Origin of the sequence: Mucilaginibacter gossypiicola (assembly GCF_900110105.1) — a bacterium.
Classification (GTDB): domain Bacteria; phylum Bacteroidota; class Bacteroidia; order Sphingobacteriales; family Sphingobacteriaceae; genus Mucilaginibacter; species Mucilaginibacter gossypiicola.
In genome coordinates, this window is sequence record NZ_FOCL01000002.1 from 970,256 (window position 1) to 990,409 (window position 20,154).

General features: G+C 43.7%; 18 protein-coding genes. 8 read left to right on the forward strand and 10 right to left on the reverse strand.

Annotation, left to right across the window (positions count from 1 at the left end):
• Positions 1-14: 14 nt before the first annotated feature.
• The 3 genes from thrC to thrA form a co-directional block, all read right to left on the reverse strand.
• On the reverse strand, positions 15-1,325 hold the full coding sequence (gene thrC, locus BMX50_RS09590; RefSeq protein WP_091210266.1) for a threonine synthase: 1,311 nt from the start codon (positions 1,323-1,325) through the stop codon (positions 15-17).
• A gap of 173 nt (positions 1,326-1,498) precedes the next feature.
• Complete coding sequence (locus BMX50_RS09595) at positions 1,499-2,497, reverse strand: homoserine kinase (RefSeq protein ID WP_091210267.1); 999 nt, start codon at positions 2,495-2,497, stop codon at positions 1,499-1,501.
• Between the two features lie 172 nt (positions 2,498-2,669).
• Positions 2,670-5,120, reverse strand: coding sequence for a bifunctional aspartate kinase/homoserine dehydrogenase I (gene thrA / locus BMX50_RS09600; RefSeq protein ID WP_091210268.1), 2,451 nt, complete (start codon positions 5,118-5,120; stop codon positions 2,670-2,672).
• A gap of 620 nt (positions 5,121-5,740) precedes the next feature.
• Between thrA and rsgA the strand changes: the two genes are divergently transcribed.
• A complete protein-coding gene (gene rsgA, locus BMX50_RS09605) occupies positions 5,741-6,661 on the forward strand; it encodes a ribosome small subunit-dependent GTPase A (protein ID WP_091210269.1) in 921 nt (306 codons plus the stop codon).
• A gap of 196 nt (positions 6,662-6,857) precedes the next feature.
• On the opposite strand, the gene BMX50_RS09610 is transcribed toward rsgA, so the two are convergent.
• Together BMX50_RS09610 and BMX50_RS09615 are read right to left on the reverse strand one after the other, a co-directional pair.
• The gene (locus tag BMX50_RS09610; protein ID WP_091210270.1) at positions 6,858-8,051 is read right to left on the reverse strand and encodes a serine hydrolase domain-containing protein; all 1,194 of its coding nucleotides are present in this window, start codon (positions 8,049-8,051) and stop codon (positions 6,858-6,860) included.
• Positions 8,052-8,184: 133 nt separating this feature from the next.
• A complete protein-coding gene (locus BMX50_RS09615) occupies positions 8,185-9,423 on the reverse strand; it encodes a cystathionine gamma-synthase family protein (protein WP_091210271.1) in 1,239 nt (412 codons plus the stop codon).
• Between the two features lie 232 nt (positions 9,424-9,655).
• Here BMX50_RS09615 and dtd point away from each other — a divergent pair, with 232 nt between their 5' ends.
• Positions 9,656-10,114: a D-aminoacyl-tRNA deacylase gene (dtd, locus tag BMX50_RS09620; protein ID WP_091210272.1), complete on the forward strand. Its 459-nt coding sequence runs from the start codon at positions 9,656-9,658 to the stop codon at positions 10,112-10,114.
• Between the two features lie 279 nt (positions 10,115-10,393).
• On the opposite strand, the gene BMX50_RS09625 is transcribed toward dtd, so the two are convergent.
• The gene (locus tag BMX50_RS09625; protein ID WP_091210273.1) at positions 10,394-10,669 is read right to left on the reverse strand and encodes a hypothetical protein; all 276 of its coding nucleotides are present in this window, start codon (positions 10,667-10,669) and stop codon (positions 10,394-10,396) included.
• A gap of 1 nt (position 10,670) precedes the next feature.
• Positions 10,671-11,246 (reverse strand): sigma-70 family RNA polymerase sigma factor, encoded by a 576-nt coding sequence (locus BMX50_RS09630; protein ID WP_091210274.1) that lies wholly within the window; start codon positions 11,244-11,246, stop codon positions 10,671-10,673.
• A gap of 247 nt (positions 11,247-11,493) precedes the next feature.
• Here BMX50_RS09630 and BMX50_RS09635 point away from each other — a divergent pair, with 247 nt between their 5' ends.
• The 4 genes from BMX50_RS09635 (at position 11,494) to BMX50_RS09650 (ending at position 15,267) form a co-directional block, all read left to right on the forward strand.
• Positions 11,494-12,288 carry a DUF1223 domain-containing protein gene (locus tag BMX50_RS09635; RefSeq protein ID WP_091210275.1) on the forward strand — a complete coding sequence of 265 codons (795 nt, stop codon included), beginning with the start codon at positions 11,494-11,496 and terminating at the stop codon, positions 12,286-12,288.
• A gap of 63 nt (positions 12,289-12,351) precedes the next feature.
• Entirely contained in the window at positions 12,352-13,059 is a 708-nt protein-coding gene (locus BMX50_RS09640; RefSeq protein ID WP_167667849.1) for a cytochrome b/b6 domain-containing protein, read from the forward strand.
• Positions 13,034-13,843: a molybdopterin-dependent oxidoreductase gene (locus BMX50_RS09645; RefSeq protein ID WP_167667850.1), complete on the forward strand. Its 810-nt coding sequence runs from the start codon at positions 13,034-13,036 to the stop codon at positions 13,841-13,843. Before BMX50_RS09640 ends, BMX50_RS09645 begins: the two co-directional genes overlap by 26 nt.
• 56 nt (positions 13,844-13,899) lie before the next feature.
• On the forward strand, positions 13,900-15,267 hold the full coding sequence (locus tag BMX50_RS09650; protein ID WP_091210276.1) for an MFS transporter: 1,368 nt from the start codon (positions 13,900-13,902) through the stop codon (positions 15,265-15,267).
• A gap of 414 nt (positions 15,268-15,681) precedes the next feature.
• On the opposite strand, the gene BMX50_RS09655 is transcribed toward BMX50_RS09650, so the two are convergent.
• From BMX50_RS09655 to BMX50_RS09665, 3 genes are all read right to left on the reverse strand, one after another.
• Positions 15,682-16,566, reverse strand: a complete 885-nt coding sequence (locus BMX50_RS09655) for a sugar phosphate isomerase/epimerase family protein (RefSeq protein WP_091210277.1) — start codon at positions 16,564-16,566, stop codon at positions 15,682-15,684.
• 173 nt (positions 16,567-16,739) lie between these two features.
• Entirely contained in the window at positions 16,740-17,312 is a 573-nt protein-coding gene (gene def / locus BMX50_RS09660) for a peptide deformylase (RefSeq protein WP_091210278.1), read from the reverse strand.
• Between the two features lie 17 nt (positions 17,313-17,329).
• Positions 17,330-18,559: a M16 family metallopeptidase gene (locus tag BMX50_RS09665; RefSeq protein ID WP_208864680.1), complete on the reverse strand. Its 1,230-nt coding sequence runs from the start codon at positions 18,557-18,559 to the stop codon at positions 17,330-17,332.
• A 149-nt stretch (positions 18,560-18,708) separates the two neighbouring features.
• Here BMX50_RS09665 and hpt point away from each other — a divergent pair, with 149 nt between their 5' ends.
• The gene (hpt, locus tag BMX50_RS09670; RefSeq protein ID WP_091210280.1) at positions 18,709-19,248 is read left to right on the forward strand and encodes a hypoxanthine phosphoribosyltransferase; all 540 of its coding nucleotides are present in this window, start codon (positions 18,709-18,711) and stop codon (positions 19,246-19,248) included.
• A 241-nt stretch (positions 19,249-19,489) separates the two neighbouring features.
• A complete protein-coding gene (locus tag BMX50_RS09675; RefSeq protein WP_091210281.1) occupies positions 19,490-20,011 on the forward strand; it encodes a transposase in 522 nt (173 codons plus the stop codon).
• Positions 20,012-20,154 lie beyond the last annotated feature (143 nt).

Genomic DNA, 20,154 nt, shown 5'->3' on the forward strand with positions numbered 1-20,154 from the left:
TAAAAATACTGAAATTAATCAACCCCTAAAAGGTAGCCTTTAAAATCAGCAAAATCTTTACTGATGGCTATTGCCAGTTTGGTTTTTGACTCCAATTCTTTTACCTGTTCCGGCACATCAATTTTAGCGGCTACTTCTTCGCTGAAAACATCCGGGAACTTACACGGATGTGCCGTAGAAAGGAATACGCCCGCAGTATCAACAGCGGCATGGTCCTGCTTGTAGTCGGTTAATGCCTGCCATGCAATAGCGGTATGCGGGCAAACTACGTAACCATAGTTGTCAAATACCCAGTTGATGGCTTTTACGGTTTCTTCATCATCATATTTAAAACCAACTACTAATTCTTTAAGCGCTTCTGTATCGTTTTTAAACAGATCGGAAATACGTACCCAGTTGCTTGGGTTGCCAACGTCCATCGCGTTTGAAAGCGTAGCTACCGACGGTTTGGGCTGATAAACACCGGTTTTTAAAAACGCGGGAACTGTATCATTAACATTGGTGGCTGCAATAAATTTTTCGACAGGTAAGCCCATTTTCCAGGCTAATAAGCCGGCGCCGATGTTGCCGAAGTTGCCGCTCGGTACCGAGAACACTACTTTTTTAATGCCTTGCCTTAACAACTGCGCATAAGCATTGAAGTAATAAAAAGTCTGCGGAACCAAACGCGCTATATTGATAGAATTGGCCGATGTAAGGCGGAACCTCTCGTTTAGTTCATCATCAACAAACGCTTGCTTTACCAAGGCCTGGCAATCATCAAAAGTGCCGTCAACCTCCAATGCGCGGATATTTTGGCCATTGGTGGTTAGCTGTTGTTCCTGCACGCCACTCACTTTGCCTTTTGGATAAAGGATGGTAACACGGGTATTGGGAACGCCTAAAAAGCCAAGGGCAACAGCGCCGCCTGTATCACCACTGGTGGCAACCAGTACGTCCAGTTGTTTTTCGCCGGGCTCAAGGAAATAGCTCATCACACGGCTCATAAAACGTGCGCCAAAATCTTTGAATGCCAGTGATGGGCCGTGGAAAAGTTCGAGGACATAAACATTGTCTTCCAGCTTTACAATTGGAGCAGGGAAGTTAATGGCATCATCGATCAGGGCTTTCAGATCTGCTTCAGGAATAGAATCGCCAAGCAGGTTTTGAGCTACTTTGAATGCAATTTCGGGCAGAGTGTATTTATCAAGGTTATTGATAAACTCATCATCCAAACGCGGGATACTGTAAGGCATATATAAACCTTTGTCCTGCGGCATGCTGTTAAAAACCGCATCTTTAAAAGATACTTCAGATAGGGTATTATTGGTACTGTAGAGTTTCATTTTTTGATTTCGGAATTCGGATGTTTCACATCATGTCATTGCGAGCGTAGCGTGGCAATCGCGAGCTGTACAGGGCGGACCTGCTTATCGGAGATTGCTTCGTACCTCGCAATGACATGGCTTTTTATGGTTTTGACTTAAAACTTGCGACTTTGAGCTCAGGACTTTGACACTTATCCCAAAACCTTCGGCCCCGCGTCATTGATAGTTGATACGTAACTGTTTGAGCCGATCTTTAAGCCGGTTAAATGCTGTTGTAACTTTTGGGTGATGGCACGGGCGGTTGCTTCATCTTTAGTAAAAGCAAAAACCGACGGGCCTGAGCCTGATATACCAAAGCTTACCGCGCCAAGCTCCATCGCCATTTCGCGCATTTTATAAAAATCAGGGATCAGCATGGAGCGTACCGGTTCAACCAGTACATCTTTCATACTGCGACCAATCAGGTCGATATCCTGCATAAATAAACCACTCACTAAGCCTGCAATATTACCCCATTGGGTTACGGCATCCTTCATCTGGATGTTTTTGCGGATGATCTGGCGGGCTTCACGCGTAGGTACGTCCACATCCGGGAATACGATAGCGCACCACAGGTTTTTAGGGTGCGGCAGCCTTACCACATCAAGCGGCTCATAACTGCGGATGAGCACAAAACCGCCAAACAGGGCCGGGGCAACGTTATCTGCATGACCATGACCGCAGGCCATTTCTTCACCTTTCATGGCAAAAGGCAACAATTTTATCGGGTCGGCATCGTCGCCTAATAAGGTTTTAATAGCAAACAAACCGGCTACGGTACTGGCCGAGCTTGAACCCAAACCGCTGCCAATAGGCATTTTTTTGTGCAGCTCGATATCCAAACCAATATCGGTACGGCCAACGCTTTGTAAATAATGTTGAACACTAACGCTAACCGTGTTTTTCGCCGGATCAAGCGGCAGGCGACCGTCATCGCCGGTAATTTTGCTAAGGGTGATGCCTGGTTTGCCGGTCAAACGCATGATCACCTCGTCGCCTGGCTCATCAACCGCAAAGCCCAGCACATCAAAACCGCAAACCACGTTGGCCACGGTTGCCGGGGCAAAAACGTGGATGCTGTCGCGTCCCCCGTTTCCCGAAAGGGGAGCCAAAGTTGTAGGGGCTAATTCTTGTAACTTATTATCTTCCATTATTCAAAATATCAAACTATCATTCGTCGCTTTTAAGCGGGGGCTGTGCGATTCCCCTCTTTAGAGGGGCGGAGGGGTGTGTTTCTGCTTTTTGCCTATCGCCTGGATAGCACACCCCTGCTTTCGCTCATTTCCTGCGCGCCCCCTCTCAAGAGGGGATTTAAAACTGCTCTTAATTAGCGCCCACGTTTATTAAATCAGCAAATACGCCTGCAGCGGTTACTTCAGCACCTGCGCCGGGGCCTTTTACAACCAGCGGGCGCTCACGGTACCTGTCGGTTGTGAAGGATATGATGTTATCACTGCCCGACAGCATGTAGAACGGATGATTTTCATCAACCATTTGTAGGGTGATGCTTACCTTACTGTCTTCCAGTTTACCAATGTAACGCAAAACTTTACCGTCTTTTTCGGCGGTGTCTTTTAGTTTGGCAAAATGAGCGTCTTCTGTTTTTAGTGTCGCATAAAAATCCTCAACGGTTTTAGCCTCAAGGCTTGCTTTTGGCAGTACGCTTTCTATTTCCACATCGGCTTCTTCCATAGCGTAACCGGCGTCGCGGGCAAGGATGAGCATTTTGCGCATAAAGTCCTTACCGCTCAGGTCATCGCGTGGATCTGGTTCGGTATAACCTTTTTCCTGTGCTTCTTTTACCACATCGTGGAAATTGGCATCACCTTTAAAGTTATTAAAGATGAACGATATAGTACCCGAAAGTATAGCCTCGATGCGCTGCACCCTGTCGCCGCTGTTCATCAGGTTTTTAAGGGTATTGATGATTGGCAGACCGGCGCCAACGTTGGTTTCGTAAAAGAAATCGACACCATGGGCACGGGCGGTATCTTTAAAGGTGCGGTATTGTTTGTAGCTACCCGAATTACCTATTTTATTACAAGTGATCACCGAGATATTGGCTTTAAAGATCTCTTCATAAAAACCGATAGGCACAGGGCTTGCGGTATTGTCAATAAACACACAGTTTGGCAGGTTCATTTCTATCATCCGGTTGATGAACGATTGCAGATCGGCTTCGTATGGCGATGCCTGCAGGTCATTTTGCCAGGTATCTAATGAAATGCCATCACTGTTGAAAGTCATTTTGCGGGTATTGCTGATACCGGCTATTTTAACCTGGATGCCGTTGTTATCTTTTAAATATTCGCTATGGGCATTCAATTGGTTAAACAACGTTTTGCCGATGTTACCTGTACCAAGACAAAACGCATGCAGGGTTTTGGTAAGCTGAACAAAGAATGCATCGTGTACAGCATTCAAAGCTTTTGAAAGATCATTAGCTGAGATGATCACCGAAATATTATATTCTGATGATCCCTGGGCTATAGCCCTTACGTTAACCCCATTACGGCCAAGCGCATGGAACAGCTTGCCCGACATGCCCGGCGTTTGTTTCATGTTTTCGCCAACTACAGCCAATATGGCAAGGTTTTTTTCGATGACGAGGTGCTCCAGTTTTTTGGCGGCAAGCTCCAGTTCAAACTCCTGCTCTATAACTTGTTTGGCTCTTTCAGTATCCTGTGGCTGCACCGCAAAAGTGATGCTATGCTCAGATGACGACTGTGTGATCAGGATCACATTGATCTGCTCGCGGGCAAGCAACGAGAATAAACGGCCGCTAAAACCCGATTTGCCTACCATGCCGCTGCCCTCTAAGTTGAGGATGCTGATATTGTTGATAGATGAAATGCCTTTGATTGGCAGGACGGAGGCTTTGCAATCATGGCGGATCACGGTGCCTGCAAACTCCGGCTCAAAAGTATTTTTGATAACGATAGGGATCTTCTTTAAAAATGCCGGGATCATGGTTGGCGGATAGATCACCTTGGCGCCAAAGTACGAAAGCTCCATAGCTTCGGTATAGGTAAGCTCGGTTAGGGAGAACGCTTTTTTCACCATGCGCGGATCGGCTGTCATCATACCGTTAACATCTGTCCAGATCTGAATTTCCTGTGCATTTAATGCCGCACCGAAGATAGCAGCAGTATAATCAGAACCTCCGCGGCCCAATGTTGTAGTTTGGCCAGCATCATTTGAGGCGATAAAGCCGGTAACGATCAAGGTTTTGCCTTTGTTTTCGGCATACAGGCCTTGCACCAATCTTTCGGTAAGCTCGGTGTTTACTTTGGCGTTTCCGAAAGCGCTATCAGTTTTGATCACATCGGCCGCATCAACAAAAAGTACATCGCCAAAATGTTGCGCTGCAATTTTGCTCACCATCAGGGTTGAGCAGCGCTCACCGAAGGCAAGCACCTGGTCGCGGGTTTTCGGGGTAAGTTCGCGAAGGGTAAGCACGCCCTGTAAAAGTTCTTCCAGCTGGTTGAAGTGAATTTTTAAACGGGTAAGTGCCGGGTTTTGGTTTTGTACGTCCAAAAGGGCTTTTACCGTATCAAAGTGACGTTTTTCCAGTTCGGCCAAACCGGCGGTGAACTCTTTGCCATTTGCCGCATCTTCGGCCATGGCCGAAAGCAGGTTGGTTACACCGCCCATGGCTGATAATACCACCACTGGTTTTTCATCATTTTTTACTTCATCCTTCAGGATGCTTAACAGGGTTTGGATGCTGCTTACAGATCCAACGGAAGTACCTCCGAATTTTAAAACTTTCATTTATGGGTTAGTAATCGTTCTATACAAAAAAACCTTCCTCTTTGCGGAGGAAGGTTTTTCTTTTGGTTTTCATTTTATGTTTTTACACCATACGATTATCTTCCTCCGAGGTTTATGCCGGTGGTAATAATAATTGTAGTAATGGTGTTGTTAATTGTCATATATAATGTCTGTAAAGTAAGTAGATTATTTTCTGATTTGCAAGGAATATTTAACAAATTATGATTTTCGCAATAATTGTCAGGTAGTTGGCTGAGTAAATGATGGATTTGATAATGAGGAAGGTAAGTAAAAGGTTTTATCAAGGGTTGTGCGTTATTTAAGAATTACACGGGGTGATTAAGAGATACGAGGTTTCTGAACTTCATATGTCTGGGTTTCAATTACACGTGGCTCCTATGGAGCCTATACTCGCTGGGACATAGAGCTATAAACACGATACTCCTACGGAGTTCGCTGTCGGTTTACCACTCCGTAGGAGTGTCGTGTTTATAGGAAATAAAAAAGTCAGATCCGGCTCCGTAGGTGCCTCGTGTTTCTGAACGCGATTTTCGTGCGATTATCACCCAGTTTCAAAAAATCTTCAATAAATTTAATTTGCTACTTTTGAACCTCGATATATGCAGGGACTAATAACAAAATCAACAGGAAGCTGGTACCAGGTACAAACCCCCGATGGGCAAAAGATAGATTGCCGCATCAAGGGCAAGTTCCGTATTAAGGGTATCACTACTACCAATCCTATTGCTGTTGGCGATGTAGTTGATTTTGAAATGGAGCCCGACCGCGAAGACGGTGTGATCACCAATTTGCATCAACGCAAAAACTACATCATTCGTAAGGCCATTAACCTGAGCAAGCAGGCGCAGATCATTGCCGCCAATCTTGATCAGGCTATTTTGGTAGTTACGCTGGCCTCTCCGCGTACCTCTCTTGGCTTTATCGATCGCTTTTTGGTAACTGCCGAGGCTTACGATATTCCTGCAAGATTAGTATTTAATAAACTTGACCTTTTCAGCGACGAAGGCCTGGAAGTATTGGCCGATTATAAAGCTATTTATGAAGATATCGGCTATCCCTGCTTTGAAGTATCAGCCATTCAGGGTACTAATATCAGCCAGGTACAGGATCTGTTGAAAGATAAGGTTACCTTGTTTTCGGGCCACTCGGGGGTGGGCAAATCAAGCCTGATCAATGCGCTGTTGCCCGAACTGGAACTGCGCACCAATATGGTATCCGACTGGAGCGATAAGGGTATGCACACCACCACCTTTGCCGAAATGTTTGAACTGCCACAGGGCGGTTTTATCATCGATACTCCCGGCATCCGCGAATTGGGAGTTATCGACATAGAAAAACAGGAGCTCAGTCATTTCTTTCCCGAAATGCGTGAGCGGATGCACGACTGCCGTTTTAATAATTGCCGTCATATCAACGAACCCGGCTGCGCTGTGCTTGAAGCTTTGGAAGAGGGAGAGATAACCCTATCGAGGTATGAAAGCTACCTGAGCATTTATCATGGTAATGATACAAGGGCTTAGGGAAAGGGGCAAGACTTTTAGAGTCAAGAGGCAAGAAAACAAGTATAGTTTTTTAGAGAGAAGTCCGTTAAAAATATGTCATTGCGAGGAGGAACGACGTGGCAATCGCATGCTATACAGGGCCGCTATGCTTCCGTGCGATTGCTTCGTTCCTCGCAATGACATTTTTTTCAGCTGATGCAGTATTATAGCAACATCATCTCTTCGCTGCTTCTTTCACCAGCACATCCACAATAGCCTGTTTATTGGGAAAATACTTATTAGTTAAAAACAAACCTCCTTTACCGGTTGACGGGTTAAAGAATAAATAAGTGCCTACGCCGGGATCATCGCCGTCATGGCCTATGGTACCGTTGGTGTATAAATTCCAGAAGATGCCTTTATTGCGATAAGTTAAATTGATGTTTTTGGGCGGATGTTCTTTGCTGAACTGTGCGGTAAACATGGTTTGGTAAGAAGCTTCGGTAAGTAGCTTTTTATCATGCATGGCAATAGCCATCAGATATTTGCTCAGGTCTTCGGGCGAGGTTTTGAGGCCTCCGTCCGGGTAGGTAACCAGGTCATACAGTGGGAAGCGGTTCTTTTGATCAAGATATAATATGGCGTGATTTTTTAAATCCATATCAGGTATATGCCAGCCCGAATGATCCATTTTTAAAGGTTTCAGGATATACTTCTTAGTAAAATCTGCGTAAGAAAGCCCTGATTTAAGTTCGATAAGATAAGCCACCAACGCCGAGCCAATGTTGCTATATGAAGATGTGCCCCCTGCCGGGCCTTCGCCAAAGTTAGCTTTGCTGTAATGTTGGCCCTGTGGCGATAAATAGTTGTAAACGAATTGCGTCAGGGTAGTGTCCTTTAATTTATCACCATAACCCATTTGGTTGAGTGTGCTTATTGAAACACTGTCATAAGCCCTTAGTTTGGGGTAAAAATGATAGATGTAATGGTATACCTCCGGATTGTCGACAATGCCCGACGTATGATTGGTTAATTCTCTGATAGTTATTTTTCCGTTTGGATCGTTAGGGTTAGTTACCCTAAAAGGCAGTACATCATTAATATCTGTTTCCAGCGTAAAATACTTTAGTTCGATGGCTTTCATCAACGCAATGGCAATAAATGTTTTGCTCACCGAGCCAATGTTTTGAACTGCATTTGCCGAATAGGGGATTTGATTGGCAATATCGGCATAACCAAAGCCTTGCTCATAGGTGATTTTATTGCCATCGGTCATGATCACATACATACCGGGGAGGCTTTCCTGCGTAAAGGCCTGTTGTAGTTTAATGGTTAAAGAATCTTGTTGGGCTTGTGCCTGGATACTGTTGGTTATCAGGACAAAGGTTAGCACACAAAGAAGTGTTTTCAAGGTTTTATAGGTTTTCATACGCCTATATTACAACAAACAGAATATAAACCCCTATTGGTTATTGAAAATTATTTTACGGGCTGATAAGAAAGGTGTCAGCAAATAATCTTTCAATAAAAAAGACCTTGTGGATAACACAAGGCCTTGATATTTATTCGCCTAAAGCGGTCTTAAAATCCTCAAGCAAATCCTCAAGGTCCTCAATACCAATAGATAGGCGGATCATACTTTCGGGGATGCCCATTTCAGCACGGCGTTCGGCTCCAAGCTCAAAGAAAATGGTTTGCGCAACCGGGATGGCCAGCGTGCGGGTATCACCAAGGTTGCTTGATTTTACAACCAGTTTTAACTTGTTTAAAAAGGCAAGACAATCGATACTTTCATCCAGTTCGATACTCATCAAACCACCGTAGCGGGCAAACAACTCGCCTGCTAAAGCATGTTGCGGGTGCGATTCAACGCCGGGATAAAATACTTTTTTAACTTTCGGGTGCTTATCGAAATATTGGGCTAATGCTAAAGCATTACTGCATGCACGGTCAAGGCGAAGGGCCAATGTTTCGGCGCCAACAGAGATGGAGTGAGCAGCTTCGGGCGATAAGGTACCACCGCTATCGCGCAAGCCTTTTTTACGGATCTGGGTCATGCCCAAATTCTCCGGCTTTACCGTTGTTTTGAAGCCTGGGAAAATGTTTGGATAGTTTGCCCAATCGAACAAGCCGGCGTTAGTTACCGCGCCACCAAGGGCGTTACCGTGACCGCCAATATATTTGGTTAGTGAATTGATCACCAGGCTGGCCTTAACGTTAACCGGGTTAAACAAGTATGGCGAGGTCATGGTATTATCAACCACATATAAAATGCCTTTTTCCTGGCACAGGTCGCCAATGTTTTTAAGGTCGGCAATTTGGGTGGCCGGGTTGGCAATGGTTTCAACAAACACCATGCGGGTGTTTTCTTTTATTGCTGCACGTACATTATCAACCAAGGTAGCATCAACAAAATCAATGCTGATACCCATATCAATAAAAGTCTGGAAAATACTGCGGCTGTTACCAAACAGGAACGAGCTGGCTACAATATGATCGGTACCTTTAATAAGCGCCATTACCGTTGCCGAAATAGCGGCCATACCCGTTGAGAAAGCAATGCTTGATACCCCATGTTCCATTTGGGTTACCTTTTGCTCTAACGCGGTGATGGTAGGGTTACCCTGTCGCGAATAAGCATAACCGCTTTTTTTATTCTGGAAAATATCAACCAAATCCTGCACATCCTCATGTCCGTAGGTTACCGAGGTGTGAATGGGTTTATGCAACGAACCATGCTCGGGTTTGCCAAGACGGTCGGCATGTAATATGGTGGTAGTGAAGCCTTTTTTGGTACTCATTTTTTTATCCTATTAATTAGATATACATAATAGCGGTTGCGAACTTAATTAATTACACCCTAATTACACGAATGGAATTGACACTAATTGTACGAATGATATCGAATTGACACGAATGCTTTTATGATGACTTGAATTTGACCGAATTACACGAATTACTTTATACAAGGTAGATGATTAGGGAAATTCGCCTAAATTGTGGCCGATATAAAGGAAATTCGTGTAAAAATATATGAGGGCTGTACTACAACGTGTTACCCAGGCAAGCTGTACTGTTGACGGAAAGATAACAGGTGAGATAAGTGCCGGATTTTTAGTTTTATTAGGAATTGAAGACGCTGATACCACCGAAGACCTGCAATGGCTGGCCGGTAAAATTACAGGTATGCGTGTTTTTGGCGATGAAAACGGCCTCATGAACAAAGCCCTTGCTGATGTTAACGGGGATATCCTGCTGATTTCCCAGTTTACCCTTTTCGCTCAAACCAAAAAGGGAAACCGCCCTTCATTTTTAAGGGCCGCTAAACCGGATAAGGCCATTCCGATGTATGAGCAAATGGTTCAAACGCTTGAAACACTGACAGGTAAAAAGATAGCAACGGGCATTTTTGGTGCAGATATGAAGATTAATCTGCTGAATGACGGCCCGGTAACTATCATAATGGATACGAAGGATAGGGATAATCATTAAAAAGACAAAGGACATGTTAAAAAGCCTGTCATTCTTCGCTCTCGCTACTTATAACAATTTAAAAAAACGGCGTCATCCCGAACTTGTTTCGGGAACCCGCAAGATAAGCCGCATGGAGCATCCTTAGCAACGGATGTGCGGAAACAAGTTCAGCATGACAGCGTGGAGATGTCATTTCATCTTCAGAATTCGCCGGATTTAAACACTCAGGGTGACAGCCCTCTTTACTGGATGTCATTTTGCCTTCAGAGGCCCAGGATTTAAACGTTTTTAACTTATTTAGTTATTGTCCAACGCCTCTTCAATCCTCGCCTGCAAGTCTGCTTTAAAAGCATCATCCAGTTTCAATTCGTTTTTAAGCGAACTATGAAAAAGCTGCTGCACCATATTATTAATAACGCGGCTTTGTTTATTATACAGTACGCACATGCCGCAACCCGCCAGGTGGATACGCAGCTCAATTTCTTCGCGGAAGCTAAGCCGCTTAAGCTGCTTCTTTTCAATCAGGAAAGTAGCTTGTTTGCAGTTATATATGACTTTTTTTAAGTAACTCATTTTAATTCCAGTTTTTTTGGATACAAGCCCTCAGGTTAACTTTAGCCCGGTGAATGATTACCCAAAAGTTGGCCTGGGTAACATGCAGCTCGGTACAAATATTTTCGGTGGGCGCGTCATCAATGTGTTTCATGATAAAAACCGCGTTCCACAGGGCCGGAAGCTTTTGCAGGCATTTTTGCAGGATGCTGTTCAGCTCTTTTTTTAATAAGGGATCTTGCTCATCCATTGCGGCAATAGGGTGCGGGGCGTATTCTGCTTTCCAGTGACCGTTATCTTCTTCAAAAAATTCATCCTGTTCCTGCGCCGCTCTATTGGCCGAAGCTATGGCAAGCCCCGACGACTTTTTGCGGTATACATCAATAATTTTATTTTTAAGGATGGCGGTAAGCCACGTTCGCTCGGTGCTTTTGCCTTCAAACCGATTAACCTTTTCAAGAGCTGCCAAAAAGGTTTCCTGTACCAGGTCTTTAGCCAAATCCTCGTCGTTGATCCGCACAATGGCATACATGTACAGGTAATCGGCATAGGCGGCAACCCACTTATGAGGGTTTAATACATTAGTTTCGGTTGTCATGGAATGCAATATGCTTATACAATTACGGGATTAGTCGGGTGCAGGCGCAAATCCTTACAAAAAATTGGCTCAAAACTAAGTTTGTTTTTTTGGCGCCGTCTGCTAACTGCTAAGTTACGTAGCCTGTGTTGATAATGAGCTTATTATGCCGATATTTATATCAGCCAAAAAAAAGAAAATTTGTTGTAAGGTTATTCCCGTAAACCCGACAAAGCAATAAAAACGTATTTCATTTAATCCTAATAAAATGAGAAAGATCAGCGTATTGATGCTTGCACCTTTTTTAATAGGTGCAGTAATCATTTCATCGGCGTTTGTTAACAATAAGAGAATCGAAAAATTAAAGCCCGAAGGCAAAGGCTTTGCCTTGGTAGAACTGTTCACTTCCGAGGGTTGTTCCAGCTGCCCGCCGGCGGATGAGCTGGTAGCTAAAGTGCAGAAAGAAATAGGAGATAAGCCTGTTTATATTTTGGCTTACCATGTTGACTACTGGAACCGCCTTGGCTGGAAAGACGTTTTTAGCAATGCCGATTATTCAAAACGGCAAAATGAATATGCCCGGTGGTTAAAGCTGTCGCAGGTATATACGCCGCAGATTGTGGTTAACGGGAAAACGGAGTTTGTTGGCTCACAGGAAGGGGCTTTACGCAATGCCATTAAAAATGGCTTGCAGGGCGGGGACGATGTTAACGTAAACCTGGATGTTGCCCGTAACGCTAATAATACGGCTACTATACAATATAAAATTGAAGGCAATACAGGGCGTGGCAATAATGTTATATCGCTGGCGCTGGTGCAAAAGCAAGCCGTGATAAAAGTTGAACGTGGTGAAAACGGTGGCCGTACACTGGCGCATGCCCAAATTGTACGTAACCTGCAAACCCTGCCTTTAAGCAAAAATGCCGGTAGTACAACTCTTACTTTGCCCGCCGGGTTTAACGCTCAGGGATGGGAGGTTATAGGTTTTGTGCAAAACACGGGTAACGGTGCTGTTTTAGGCGCATCAAAAGCTCAGTTTAAAGTAACAGCGGCGATTGATTAGGAAATACACCCCAAACATTTAATTAATTAAAAACTGGTTGTGCCAAAAATAAGTAGCATTTAGATGAAAGTAATAAAAGAAAAGCACCCGCTGTTAATGCGCTGGACGCATTGGGTAAACTTTCCCATCCTCTCTATCATGATCTGGAGCGGGCTGCTCATTTACTGGGCCAACGACACCTATACGTTCACTATTTTCAGTGTTACTTTTATCCGGTTTTTTCCGCAGGGCTTTTATGATGCATTGCATATTCCGCGGCGGCTGGCCGAGGGGATGGCTTTCCATTTTTTGTTTATGTGGTTTTTTGCGCTCAATGGCTTTTTGTATGTGTCATACACTATAATATCGGGCCAATGGCGGGAGCTTGTGCCTAACCGCCATTCATTTAAAGAGGCCTGGCGGGTAGTTTTGCATGATCTGCACATCCGTAAAATGGCGCCCCCTCAAAACAAATACAACGCCGCCCAGCGCATTGCCTACACAGCAATTATTGTAATGGGCTTTGGCTCGCTGATAACGGGGCTTGCTATTTATAAGCCGGTACAGTTTAATTACCTGGCCTGGATTTGCGGCGGGTACCATCTGGCCCGTATCTGGCATTTTGTCCTCACTATTGGCTATGTGCTGTTTTTCCTGGTGCATGTTGTACAGGTGGTACTTGCCGGCTGGAATAATTTCAGGTCGGTTATTTCGGGTTTTGAGGTAATAGATGAAAAGCCGCTGCCCGCTATTCAAATTCAAAGCGATGAAACTAACGAAAAAACTGAGTAAGGTTTTCAGCAGAAATAAGGCTCCAAAGAGGGAGCTTACCGTTGAGCAGAAGATTAGCCGGCGCAATTTTATCTCGTTCGGTAGTTTCCTGGTATTAGGAGGAGCTGCATACGGAGGCTGGCGCTGGCTTTATACTTCGCCCAATGAGGTGCCGGGTATAACAGGAGAGGCCCATAAGCCATTGCGTGCAGTGCTTAATGCCAACGAAAAGGTGGTGCGCCAGTTATACAGTAATAAAAACCTGGTAAAAACTTACCCTAAAGAGATGGCGGCGAAAGTGGTGCGCCATAACAGCGACATTGGCTCGGAGGGATTGATTGACATAGACGCCTGGAAACTGTCGGTTAAAAAACATACCGGCGAGATGTTGAACATCGGTATCGACGAAATAAAGAAACTTCCTAAAACAGAGATCATTTATGATTTTAAATGCGTGGAAGGCTGGGATCAGATCTCGCATTGGGGTGGGGTGAAATTCAGCGATTTTATAGCTCATTTTAAGCTCGATGCCGAAACCCGATTTGAGTACGTAGGTATGGAAACGCCCGACAAAGAATATTATGTTGGCGTTGATATGCCGAGCGCAATGCACCCGCAGACTTTGCTGGCCTATGAGGTGAACGAAAAGCCCCTGCCACCAAAGCATGGCGCACCGTTAAGGCTTATCATTCCGGTAAAATATGGCATCAAAAACCTGAAACGGATAGGAAGTATCTCTTTCAGTAGTAACCGCCCCCCCGATTACTGGGCCGAGCAGGGGTATGATTATTACGCAGGGTTGTAAAAAATTGAGGTTGAGAACAGCGTTATATGTAATGTAATATTTGCATATTGCATTCAATGCCGGCCAATAAACTACCACTTTCCAAACAGCTTGCTTATGCCTGCGGAATGATAGGATGGAGCATCATGACCAATATTATCATCGTGATGCTGCCTTACTTTTACCTGCCGCCAAACAATGCCGGGCTTACCCCGCTGGTACCCCAGTTGCTGCTTTTCGGACTGTTCAATATCATGTCCGTAATAACAGCTTCCGGCCGATTGGTGGATGCCTTTTTTGACCCGTTTATAGCCTCACTTAGTGATAAAAGTGAAAACCGGCGCGGGCGGCGTATTCCTTTTATGAAATGGGCGGTTTTGCCTGCCGTTTTATTTTGTGGTTTAACTTTTTGCCCCGTATTAAAAGTTGAAAGTGTTCATAATGCATACTGGCTTACTTTTACGCTTATGTGCTTTTTTATGGGCGCTACGGCTTATATCATCCCCTATAATGCGCTGCTGCCCGAGCTCACCCATACAGGGCGCGAACGTGTTAAACTATCGTCATTACAGCAGGTGGGCTTTGTGATAGGGATCATCCTATCGGCTATGGTTAATAATTTTGCCGACTGGGTTGAACATTTTGCCGGTATAACTAACCGCGAAACAGCTGTGCAATACACCATTTGGGGGCTTGCCGTATTTGCGGGACTGGTGATGCTGATACCGGTATTTGCTATCGATGAAAAACAGTATGCCAATGGTCACCCGTCGCATCTATCGCTATTTCCGGCCATTCAAAAAACCTTTCAGAACCGTAATTTCAAATATTACCTGATATCCGATTTTTCGTTCTACATGGCATTAAGTATTATATCAAGCGGCTTGCTGTTTTTCCTTAAATCGCTGTTAAACCTGCCCGAATCAATGGGTGGAGAGCTTATGGCTACCATGGTGCTGGTATCACTGCTGTTTTACCCGCTGGTTAATTACCTGTCGCAGAAAATCGGTAAAAAACCAATCGTACTTTTTTCGTTTGGATTGCTGAGCTTGATTTTTGTGGCAATATTTTTCCTGGGAAAACTTCCGCTTACACCGCAGGTTCAGATTTATACATTGGTTATCAGCGCATCGTTTCCGCTGGCTTCACTGGGTATTCTGCCCAACGCGATACTTGCCGAAATAGCACAACACGAGGCTAAGCGTACCGGCGAAAATCGTGAAGGGATGTTCTTTGCGGTTAAATACCTGTTTGTAAAGCTTGGGCAAACTTTGGGTATTGCATTGTTTGCTTTTTTAACGATCTATGGTAAAGATCCGGGTAACGACTATGGTTTGCGATTAAATGGCATTTGCGGCTGTGTGCTTTGTTTGCTGGCTATCGTTTTCTTCAGTAGGTTCAGGGAGTGGAGAGGCAGCACCAGAAAGAAAGTTAACCTTCATTGAGTTAACAAACATAGCAGAAGCCTTGAATGTGAAATGATATCTCCACCAAATCGTGCTTAACTTGTTTCTGCTTCCCACAGCACAGGTAGCCAATTTACTCAGCGTGGCTACTTAGCACGTGTGGTGTTGAAACAAGTTCAACATGACCTCTTGTTATTAGTTATGGAATTGGTACGACATAGCACCTTAAGATAATTAACGTGTTTTATTAATTTGAAGGGCTTGCTTCCCGGTTTGAGCTTCGGCCGCACAGGCAAACAGGAAAGATGCCAGTAGGATAATTATGAGATATTTGATGATTGCCGGGCTCATTCTTCCTTAACGTTAATGTTGTAAGTTGATTATACCTATTAAATAAAAAGGCCTGCATTTTGTTTTAAATGCAGGCCTTTGAATATGTGTGTAAAAGCAATATTACACCAGGTTCTTTTTAATATAGCTGATACTTTGCGAAATGCTGTCAAACGGATCACCTGGGCAAACATCCTGTTCCACGAAGAAATATTGCAGGCCTGATTTTTTTGCCTGGGTAAAGATCTTTTTAAAGTCGATAACGCCATTGCCTACTTCAGTAAATTTCTTTTCGGGCGTTTTGTCCATGTCTTTAACATGCCATAGCGGGAAGCGGCCCGGGTGCTTGTTGATGAGCGCGATAGGGTCCTGATTGGCTTTGGTAACCCAATAAAGGTCCATTTCCATTTTTACCAGGTTTTTATCAGTGCTATCGAGCAATATTTCGTAAGGGTATTTGCCATTTTCCTGTATAAACTCAAAATCGTGGTTATGGTAGCAAAGCTGGATACCTGCACCTTTACAGGTTTCGCCGGCTACATCAAGCATATTGGCTATTTTTTTATAATGATCAAGATCGCCACGTTCTGATTGTGACAGATATGCACATACCATATATTTCACACCGGCAGCAGCAGCGTCGTCAACCGCTTTCTTCCAGTCGTTCATAATGGTGCCTTTTTGGTGCTCACCGTTTACAAGTTCTTCGCCTAAGCGATAGTGTGCACTTGGCATGATGAGCCCATTTTGTTTCAACAGCGCAGCAAAATCAGCCGGGCTCTTTCCGTAAAACAACTCGTTGCCGGTGTAAGTAGCACCTTCAACAGAGGTAAAGCCTAAGCCGGCAACTTTGGCTAAAGCCGCCGCCGGATCGGCTGCCATGGCATCGCGCACTGTATATAATTGCAAGCCGATATATTTTTTATCATATGCAAAAAGATTTGGTGCTGCCAACAGGCCTGCTGAAAGTAGCGCCGAAGTTTTAAGGAATGAGCGTCTGGTAGTCATTGGTTATGTTTTTTTGATTGGTTGTGTAAATATAACACATTAAAAATGCCAATTCAAAGACGTAAATTATGTTGATTGGTTTAATCAGGCAACCTCATAAAAATGATACAAATGAATTTGCTCTAAAACAAACAAGGCCGCTATTCAGCGGCCTTGTTTGTTTTTATTAAAAATTATCGTCCTTTTTTTAGGTTGGGAAACTTCATTCTATAATCCACGTCAACCATCCCTTTTGAAATATCGTTAAGTTTTTTTTCGATGAGGCGTTTGCGCAGCGGGCTTAGCTTATCGGTAAACAGCTTACCTTCAATATGGTCATATTCATGCTGGATAACGCGCGCTGCCATCCCCTTAAAAGTTTCTTCGTGGTGTTTCCAATCGGCATCATAATATGACATGCGTACCACTGGTTTGCGGTATACATCCTCGCGGATATCCGGGATGCTCAGGCAGCCTTCGTTAAAGCCCCATTCTTCGCCGGTTTCTTCCAGTATAGTAGCATTAATGAATGCCTTTTTGAAATCCTTCAGCTCGGGTTCGTCATCATCAAAAGGGGTAGCGTCAACCACAAATAAACGCATTGACATGCCCACCTGCGGCGCAGCCAAACCAACCCCACGGGCGGCATACATGGTTTCAAACATATTTTCAACCAGTTCTTTTATATGCGGATATTCGTCGGGCTCAATGGCCGTAGCTTTCTTTCTTAAAACAGGATCACCGTAGGCAATGATAGGATACTTCATCTTGCAAAAATAAAGGATTATTGTTTAGGCTCAAACAGCAAAGTGATCAAGCTGTTATTATCAAAAATTTCATTACTGATCTCCAGCAATTGTTCGGCGCTCACTTTGTTGATTTTTTCAAAGATCTCTTCGAGTGTGTCAATCCGGTTAAAATCAACCATGCTTTTGGCCATAGCAATAATGAGGCTCATGCGGTTTTCTTCGGCTAATGCTATTTGCCCGATAAATTTTTGCTGGGCCTGGTGTAACTGCAAGCTACCAAGCTTTTGCTCCCTCAGTTTTTTTAATTCTTTATGAACCAGTTTTGAAGCTTTGTTCGCTTTTTCGGTATCGGTACCAAAATAGATGGAGAAGATGCCTGTATCAGTTAACGGTGTATAATTTGATTCGACGGTGTATGCTATACCATGTTTTTCCCTGATCTCGAGGTTAAGCCGGCTGCTCATGCCAACACCACCTAACAGGTTATTTAGTAATAATAACCCCCATTTATGGTCATGCCCCGATGGGTATGCCTGGGTACCTATAATACAATGGGTTTGTGAAATAGGTTTGTTAACAAGATGAATGCCGGCAGGGCTTAATGCTGGTTTTACACGCTTTTTTTGAAGTTGATTGAGCGGGATATGCCCGAAGTATTTTTCGGACATGGCAACCAGCTTTTTGAAATCATAATTGCCATGTACGGCAAAAATCATCTCGGTTGTGTTGTAGTTGGATGCTATAAAGCTGCGGATGTCGTCGCCATTAAGCCTGCCAACGGTTTCTGGCGTACCTAAAATGTTTTGGCCCATGGGGTGCCCTTTAAACAACAGCTCCTCAAAATCATCCTGTATGGCTTCTTCCGGCTGATCAAGATAAGATGCTATTTCATCTAAAATAACCCCGCGTTCTTTTTCCTGCTCATCATCCGGAAATGTGGAATGAAATAAAATATCTTCAAAAAGATCCATCGTGCGGTCGAGATGCTGGTTAAGCAACGATGCATGGATGCAGGTATATTCTTTGGTGGTGTAAGCATTCAAATCGGCGCCAACAAGTTCAAGCCTGTTAAGGATTTGGTTAGTATTACGGCGCTCGGTTTCTTTGAATAGCAGGTGCTCGATAAAATGTGCAAGTCCTTCCTGGCCTGGAATCTCATCACGAGAGCCTGCATTTACAATAAAGCAGCAATGGGTAATTGCCGATGGCCAGTGCTTATAAAGTATACGAATGCCATTGGGCAAAGTATAAAGTTGATAGTCAATCATTCGGCTGCAAAGATAAGGTTATATGTCACAATTATTTTTCATGTTATTGTAAGTGATTTATAGTATTTTAGGCGCTTAAACCCAATTGCATCTACTGTTAAATGATATTTATATGCGTTGGAAAACATTTAAAAGCCTACCTCCGAATGAAAAAACAAATTGCCGATCTTGGATTTGAAGTATTGATAACCGCCCAGCAGATAGAAGAACGTGTAAAAACCATTGGCGCGCAGATAAGTGAAGATTTTAAAGATACGGTTCCGGTTTTAGTTGGCGTACTCAACGGCAGCTTTCTTTTTATAGCCGACCTGATTAAACAGGTATCAATTCCTTGTGAGATAAACTTCACCAAATTGGCCTCATACTACGGTGGTACCACCAGTACATTAAAAATACGCGAGGATATAGATTTAACTGTTGATATAAAAGGACGTGATGTGCTTATTATTGAAGATATTGTTGATACCGGAAATACCGCTCATTATTTAATTGAAAAATTGAATTTAAGAGAACCGGCATCGTTGAAATTATGTTCCTTATTATTAAAGCCAGCCGCCCTGCAAAAAAAGATAGATGAGCTTAAGTACGTAGGCTTTGAAATTGAAAACGAGTTTGTGGTAGGCTATGGACTTGATTACAAAGAAATGGGCAGAAACCTGTCTGATATTTACAAAAAAGTAGGATAACATAGGTTTTTTACACCCGATATGTTGCCGTGGAGACACGGCAACGGAGAATAACAAACCTAACAAACAATAAAAGCTAACGGATTTTCCGTTAGCTTTTATTGTTTAACAACAGATCTGATAGCAAGTCCCGACAAGCTACAAATCCATCCCCGGTTGTCGTGTCCCCACGACAACATGCCAGATAAACTTTATTCTCCAGGCTGTTATCGTTTTTCCAAATTCTTATTAAGTTTATTTAATGGAATTTGATGAGATTTATTTTTATACTGCCACAATTAACAACTGGATGCCGCTGCTTCAATCCGATAAATTTAAACACATCGTTTTAAACAGCCTGATCTACCTGGTTAAACAGAAAAAAATAGAGATCTATGGTTTTGTAATTATGCCTAATCACATTCACCTGATTTGGTCGGGATCAAAAATGAATGGCAAGGAGAAGCCTTTTGCCAGCTTTATGAAGTTTACCGGGCATCAGTTTTTAGACGAATTGCGGGCGACAGATGAGCAGTTACTGGCAAAGTTTAAAACCGATTTGAAAAACCGGAATTACCTGTTTTGGCAAACCAATTCATTGCCGATAAAAGTGTTCGACCGAAAAATGTTAGAACAAAAGTTGGATTACATTCACCTCAACCCCTTACAGGCGCATTGGAATTTAACCGATAACCCCAATAATTATTATTTTTCATCATGTTCGTTTTATGAGCAGGAGGATAAAAAGTTTGATTGGTTAACGCATTATATGGATGCGATGTAACTTGTGTGTTGCCGTGGGGACATGGCAACCGTTTTTTACTCCCTGTTGGCGTGTCCTCACGCCAACTCTTTAACCAATGTTTTCGCACCAACTCTCTTCACTAATGTATAAAGCAATGTTGCCGTGAGGACACGGTAGCAAGG